6 protein-coding genes and 1 tRNA gene are annotated in these 6,952 nt (G+C 43.1%); 3 read left to right on the top strand and 4 right to left on the bottom strand.

Annotated elements, in window-relative coordinates:
* Window positions 1-208 precede the first annotated feature (208 nt).
* Genes rfbD through KFV02_RS06510 form a run of 3 tightly spaced genes read right to left on the bottom strand, consistent with a single transcriptional unit; the run spans window position 209 to window position 2,295 of the window.
* A complete protein-coding gene (gene rfbD / locus KFV02_RS06500) occupies window positions 209-1,069 on the bottom strand; it encodes a dTDP-4-dehydrorhamnose reductase (protein WP_252380732.1) in 861 nt (286 codons plus the stop codon).
* Window positions 1,066-2,088: a dTDP-glucose 4,6-dehydratase gene (gene rfbB / locus KFV02_RS06505; protein WP_252380733.1), complete on the bottom strand. Its 1,023-nt coding sequence runs from the start codon at window positions 2,086-2,088 to the stop codon at window positions 1,066-1,068. The genes rfbD and rfbB overlap by 4 nt, the downstream gene beginning before the upstream one ends.
* Window positions 2,089-2,097: 9 nt before the next feature.
* On the bottom strand, window positions 2,098-2,295 hold the full coding sequence (locus tag KFV02_RS06510; protein ID WP_252380734.1) for a hypothetical protein: 198 nt from the start codon (window positions 2,293-2,295) through the stop codon (window positions 2,098-2,100).
* Window positions 2,296-2,882: 587 nt separating this feature from the next.
* Here KFV02_RS06510 and KFV02_RS06515 point away from each other — a divergent pair.
* Together KFV02_RS06515 and KFV02_RS06520 are read left to right on the top strand one after the other, a co-directional pair.
* Window positions 2,883-2,958 (top strand) — tRNA-Val (locus tag KFV02_RS06515).
* Window positions 2,959-3,056: 98 nt separating this feature from the next.
* The gene (locus KFV02_RS06520) at window positions 3,057-3,506 is read left to right on the top strand and encodes a tRNA (cytidine(34)-2'-O)-methyltransferase (protein ID WP_252380735.1); all 450 of its coding nucleotides are present in this window, start codon (window positions 3,057-3,059) and stop codon (window positions 3,504-3,506) included.
* Window positions 3,507-3,603: 97 nt separating this feature from the next.
* Here the strand turns inward: KFV02_RS06520 and KFV02_RS06525 are convergent, their stop codons facing one another.
* Entirely contained in the window at window positions 3,604-5,391 is a 1,788-nt protein-coding gene (locus KFV02_RS06525; RefSeq protein ID WP_252380736.1) for an FAD-dependent oxidoreductase, read from the bottom strand.
* Window positions 5,392-5,867: 476 nt separating this feature from the next.
* Between KFV02_RS06525 and cbiB the strand changes: the two genes are divergently transcribed.
* Window positions 5,868-6,800 (top strand): adenosylcobinamide-phosphate synthase CbiB, encoded by a 933-nt coding sequence (cbiB, locus tag KFV02_RS06530; RefSeq protein WP_252380737.1) that lies wholly within the window; start codon window positions 5,868-5,870, stop codon window positions 6,798-6,800.
* The last annotated feature ends 152 nt before the right edge of the window (window positions 6,801-6,952 follow it).

Raw genomic sequence — 6,952 nt, forward strand, 5'->3', positions numbered from 1 at the left:
CCAAAGTATCCCATTATGCTCTGTCCGCAAGCAAGTGCTAGATGGGTCCAAGTCTTTGTACCAGCATGAAAGAAATCAAGACTGGAATAAACCACGGAAACTATGTCGATAAAAAGGTTTGCCACGGGCTCTTAAGTATAATCTGAAATCGATAACCTTTTATCGAGCGTTTATCCAGTCATTTTAGCGAACCGTATCGGAACGATTTTTACGAGTCACGAAAAATATAGTCGCGTAAAGCTTGTATCCAGGAGCGTGGTTTAATCCCGGTAATCTCGGTAAACTTAGAGCAGTCCAAGACGGAGTATGGTGGACGGACCGCTTTTTGTGGATATTCAGAGGAAGTAATTGGATTGACCCGGCAGTGAAGACCGGCACACTTGATTGCTTCTGAAGCCAGTTCACACCAGGAAGCCTGGCCGCTATTGGTCAGATGGTAAAGGCCATGGCCGGCACTTTTTATCAGTTCAAGGCTGTATTTGGCCAGATCCAGTGTGTATGTTGGCGAGCCTACCTGGTCGTGAACCACATTCAGAGCTTCTCTATTTTTGGCCAAGTCTAAAATTTTGGCCACAAAATTGGACCTGCCCGGTCCGAAAAGCCAAGCCGTACGGATAATGATCAGTTTGTTCCAAGGATTATCTAAAAGAGACTTCTCGCCCTCCAGTTTGCTCTGGCCATAGACACTTAGAGGATTAGTTTTGTCTTTTGTGGTATAGGGGGTGTTTTTTTGGCCATCAAAAACAAAATCAGTGCTGTAATGAATGAGGTAAATATCTTTTTCTCTGGCAATGTTGCCCAGCAAGGTCGGCAGTTTTTTATTTAGTTCATAGGCCAGATTTCTTTCGTCTTCAGCTTGGTCCACTTTGGTATAGGCCACTGTATTAAAGATATGGCTGATCTCATTTTTGTCTACAAAAGAAGCTATTTCTTCGGGGTCAAAGAGACTCAAGTCCTCTCGACCCGGGGCGAAAACAGTCCAATTTTCATCCGTCAAAACTGTAGTAAGGGCTTGACCGAGCAAGCCGGTTTTTCCACCTAAAACAAGGGCACGTCCAGGATTGTTCATGTTCTGTCCTTATACCAGTTACGCATAAAGTTTTGATATTCTCCGGATTGGACCTCGCTAATCCAATCTTGATGCTTAAGGTACCAGTTAAGAGTTAGTTCTAAACCCTTTTTAAAATCAACCGAGGGCTTAAAGCCTAATTCTCTGCTAGCCAGAGAAAAGTCCATTGCATAGCGCCGGTCGTGGCCGGGCCGGTCCTGTACGAACTTGAGTAAGGTATGAGGTTTACCTAAAAAGTCCAGGATGGCTTTGACTACTTCGAGATTAGGCTTTTCTGCATTTCCACCAAAATTATAAACACGCCCAATTTCGCCTTTTTGCAAAGCCAAATCCACGCCTTGGCAATGGTCCAGGACATAAATCCAGTCTCGGACGTTTTGTCCGTCTCCATAAATTGGGATAGGTTCATCTTGCCTGGCTTTTAAAAAGGCCAGTGGAATTAATTTCTCCGGAAATTGGAACGGCCCGTAATTGTTCGAGCATCGAGTGATAATTACAGGAAAACCATAGGTTTTATAGTATGCTCTGGCTAATAGATCCGCTGCAGCCTTGGATGCGGAATAAGGGCTGTTAGGGGCGAGGGGGGTCTCTTCAGAAAAGAGTCCTTCTGGTCCAAGGGAGCCGTAAACTTCATCCGTGGAAACCTGAATAAACCTTTTAATACCGGCTTGCCTTGAAGCTTCCAATAAATTTTGGGTGCCATTGATATTGGTGGTGATAAAAGGGGCAGGATCATTTATGGATCGATCCACATGGGATTCAGCGGCAAAGTTGATTACAGCGTCAATTTGGAATTTTTTCAGGATCTGTGGGACGAGTTCCCGGTCAGCAATACAGCCGCGGATAAAGAAATATCGTTTGTCACCATATTTTTTTTCTATTGGAACCAGATTCTTGAGGTTGCCGGCATAAGTGAGTTTGTCAAGGTTGATGACTTTAACATCTGAATAATGTTCGAATAAATAGTAAATAAAGTTAGAGCCAATAAACCCACATCCACCGGTGACCAGAATATTCATGTATCCTCCTTAAGTTAGTCCGGACTGCCCCGTTATTCCTTTGGGCTTGCGGTCCAGAACCAGATAACGTTTGACAGTTGTTTTGAACAGATATTTTTGTACCTCATAGAGGATACCTTTAGGCAAATATTGTAAGATTTTCCCCCTATATTGAAAAATATTGGATTCTTCAAGGGCGATGGCATTGGCTGAGCAGGGTTTTCGCACCTAAATTTTAAGCAGTGCTTGGGATAGATAAAAGATAGTTTTTAACCGCAGACGGACGCAGACTAGAGCAGCCAGCGACTTGCTGGCTGCTCTGGCACTCTGTTCCTTCGGGCCAGGTAAAAAAGTTTTCTTTGTTGCTTACTGGAAAACTCGTACTTGACGTAAATTTAGCGGTTTTTAATAAACATGTTGTAGTACATTTTGAGCCAGCGATTTTTACCCAATGGGTGAGATTGCCACGGGCAGCTTCGCTGTCCTCGCAATGACAATCTCGTCTGTCATTGCGAGCGGAACAAAGTGGAGCGAAGCAATCTCAAAGTTTGAACTGCAAAAAAACGCGTAATTTAGGCTGAATTACTTATATGCCAATCTTCGTGAAAACTCGTTATTAAGACCGGCCCCAAAGGACCGTCAGGCTCATGCCCGGCAGACTCTGCCGGGCATGAATGTCCGCGTGAGTCTGCGTAGGTCTACTTTTAAATAAAAAGTACCCAGCAAAGTAGCAAAATTGGTTGTGATTGCCCTGCTTTTTGAATTGAAAGTAGTTGCCAATATCTCAAATTTTGAATAAAGATATCTTTAGTATCGGGCGGTTAACTCAGTGGTGAGAGTGCCATCTTCACACGGTGGAAGTCCGGGGTTCAAATCCCCGACCGCCCACCAAACCAGCACGAGACACGAAGAGAGGGCAGGCAACTTTGGCCTGCCCTTTCATTTGTTGCGTAATCCCTTGATAATTTTAAAAACATTTATTTTCAGACATGCAGATTGTCCTTTTTGAACCGGAAATACCACCAAATACTGGAACCATTGCCAGGCTGTGTGCTGCTACGAATACTGTTTTGAATCTGATTGAACCGCTCGGTTTTAGCTTGGAGGACAAGTATTTAAAAAGAGCCGGCTTGGATTATTGGCCTCATGTTAGCCTTAGGGTATGGAAGGATTGGACAAGTTTTAGGGCCAGTTTAAGTCCGGAGCAGAGGCTGGTCATGACCAGTGCCCGAAAAGGTCAAAATTATACTCGGTTTGAGTTTAAAGAAACGGATATGCTTGTATTCGGGCCGGAGACCAGGGGCTTGCCCGAGTATATTTTAGATGAGTCCCCCTACCTGATACGGATTCCTATTTGGGGCAAGGTTCGCAGCCTAAATCTTGCTAATTCTGCCTCTATCATTTTGTATGAGGCTTATAGGCAAATAGGAAAGATTTAAGAAAGTAGTTGAGAAGCTGGGAAGTTGAGAAGATAAGAAGTTGTTTTATGGATTTGCCATCCACCCAGCTTCCTATCTTCCTAACTTCCTAGTTTCTCTAAATAAGTGCCTGCCTTACTTGTTCTCTTAGTCTGTCAAGCTCATAGCCCGTTACTGCACAGCCGTTTTTAGGACACGTGGCCTGGCATATGCCACACCCGCGACAACGGACTGTATCGACTTCGGCAATTTTTTTGACCAATCCGTCAGAATTATACTCTTTTAATGTAATTGCGCCTACCGCACAAACATCAATACAAAAACCACAACCGTCACAATTTTCCTCAATAATATACATTTTGCATAATTCATCACGAAATCCTAGCGTCACACAGCCTTTACAGTTTTCACATCCGCCGCAATGCAGGCAACGTCCGGTTTCTGCAATCAGCTGATCCAAAGTAAAACCCGCCTGTTCCAGAGCAAAACTGTGTAGTCGTTCTTCCACTGGCAAACATTCAGGTTTTTGATCAGGCTTTGGTTCAATATTTTCTTTTGTATAAGGCAGAGGTTTTAGTGATATGTAATATTTTTGTTTATTTTCTTCTTGGATGTTTTTTCCCTTTAGATATTTTTTTATGGATTCTGCTGCTTCTTTGCCTCCATTTATAGCTTGTGAAGCATAGCCGATTCTAAATACATCTCCGGCCATAAAAATGTTTTGGCCAGATACCTGAAAGGTGTGGGGATTAACATCAATGCGTCCGTCATCAGTATATAGCTCCTGTAAATAATCTCTATCAGGTAACTGGCCAATGCCGAAGATTACATAATCTGCCTCAAGGGTGATGAGATCATTGGGATCGAACTGGGGATTAAATATTTTTTGTCCGTCTTTGAGATCATAAACCGAAGTGCAACGAGAAAAGGTTAAGAGCAGCTTGCCGTTTTGCCTTTCTATGTTTTGCAGGCCTCGGGAATAATAAAATGCTACTCCTTCTTCCAGACCTCCCTTTTCATCCTCTTCATTGGCCAGGATTCCATCTTTGGATGTCCTGTCACTAGATTCCAAACAGGCTAAGGCCGCATTGGCTCCATAACGGCGTAATGATCGTGCAGCATCTATTGCCACACCACTTCCGCCAATAACTACCACCTGTTTACCCGCATATTTCTTTTCATCCAGTCGGCCTTCGCTGATAGCAGCCAGTATATCGATAGCGTTTTCCACTTCTTCAAAACCTTGGGCAAATGGGGGCACAGGCCGGGGTAAATGAGTTCCGGTGGCAATTAGGATAGCATCATAGCCCTCTTTTTTTAATGAGGAAATGGAAGGCCTGAAGTTTAAATGAATCTCTATCCCCAAAGGACTAATGACCTGGTCTATTGCGAAATTAAGAATTTCGTCGGGCAGTCTGAATGATGGAATAAAGCGAAGTGCTCCCCCTAACCTGGACCTTGCCTCAAACAAACTTACACCATATCCTTCTTTGGCCAGAAAGAAGGCCGCACTAATACCGGCAGGTCCTCCTCCTATAATGGCTATTTTCTTTTCTATACGCGCAGCAGGCTTGATTGGTCTGTATGCAGGCAGTGCACCGGTGATCACTTTGTCCCTGTACCAGTCAAAGACAAACCTTTCTATAAACCTGACATGAACATGAGAGTCTACTTGTTTCCGGTTACAGTATTTTTCACAAAGGCCACAGACATAACCACATACACCAAAAAGTGGGTTAATATGAAGAATTTCATCAAAAACAGTGAGAAAAGCTTTTTCATCAACCAGGTTGCCTTTAATACCTTGAGCTAAATAATGCAGAAGGACGTTGTGACGCTGAATGGGTCTTTTGATAGGACAGGCATTTCTACATGGAGAAATAGATAATGAAACTCTCTGAGTCATTTGGACATCCTCTCATTTTTTAGTTTGTTGTTCTTATTATGAATGACTGCGTAAAATTTGGGAGAAAGATGAAACAGAAATTCCTTTGTAAATAAATAGTTACGTCATAGTAGGTTCACCGTTTTCAGGGTAAACTGGATTTGTGCTGTGCGATTTTTATAGGCGCCATTGAAGAGTGAAATGAGGACCAAACTTTATCAGATTTTTTGTAAAAAAACAAATCTTCAGCAGAAAAATTCGTAGATTTTCGATGAAGCGTTGATATTTGCAGACAATCGGCATTTGTCACATGTATCACAAATAATTGACAGAGGTCTTTTAAATGTTTTTAGATGATAAGTAAATAAGTTGTGAATTCAATATGTTGCGAGAAGAAAAGTCTTTGTTTAAACAAAGACCGATTATTCTGCTAGATAGGTAGCAATTTGATGTTAACTGTTGCTAATTATTGCAAAATTATGTTCCGATAAATTTTCATGAACGAATTTTTGATTTTCATTAGCCTCTGTTTTGGCCTGGATCTCCTGCTAGGCGATCCGGGGACTTGGCCTCATCCCGTACGTTTTGTTGGGTGTATTCTTAATTTTTTTGAGAAGTTTTTTCGTAAGCTGAAGGTGAATTTATATCTGGCTGGCTTTTTGGCATTGATAACCGGGTCGGTCGGGATAGGATGTTTTGTTAACTTTTTGACAACTTTGCCGGTCATTGGAAACTTTTTTGCATTTTACCTGGGGTATGCTGCCCTGGCTCTGGGTAGTCTGATCAGGGAAGGGCGCAAAGTATTGTCATTACTTACGGCGGGTGAACTGGAGGAGGCCAGGCATGCCCTGTCCTTTTTGGTCAGCCGGGATACGAGGGTTATGGATGAGCAGGAGGTGTGTCGTGCTTTAGTGGAAACTTTATCTGAAAATTTTAACGATGGTTTTTGTGCCCCGTTTTTTTATTTGGCTTTAGGCGGACCTGCAGGGGTTTGGGTTTATAAGTTTGTCAGCACCATGGATTCTATGTGGGGGTATAAGAATCGTAAGTGGCGGCAACTTGGTTTTGCCGGAGCCAGGGCTGATGATATTCTAGCTTTTATTCCGGCCAGGCTCAGTGCCCTGCTTCTCTGGCTGGCTGCCAAGGTATTGCGTTTGCCAGTGGCGGTAAAGTGGAAGGAAGTGCTTGAAGATGCCCGCAAAACAGAAAGCCCCAATGCTGGCTGGCCCATGGCCATGGCTGCTCATATTTTGCAGGTGGAACTGGGTGGTCCGGCCGTGTACTTTGATCAGCTTAAAGATAAGCCTAAACTGGGTCCGTCCGGGAGGGAGATTACAGCCCAAAAAATAGAGCAGCTCATATCGATTATTTTAACGGCCGGTTTTTTGTTTTTTGGTGCTGTTATTGTGACAGGGCTTGTTTTTTTGTAAAAGAGTCTGTGGCCAAACCTTTTATTAATTCAACTTTCTCGTATGTTTACATCACCTGTTTTCAAATTTAAGAGATAAAGAAATAAGAATTTAGGCGTGACAGACCGTTCAACTTTCTGGTGCATCAAGACACCGTAACTCAGCTTTTGGTC

The organism is Desulfovulcanus ferrireducens (assembly GCF_018704065.1).
Taxonomy (GTDB): Bacteria; Desulfobacterota; Desulfovibrionia; order Desulfovibrionales; family Desulfonatronovibrionaceae; genus Desulfovulcanus; species Desulfovulcanus ferrireducens.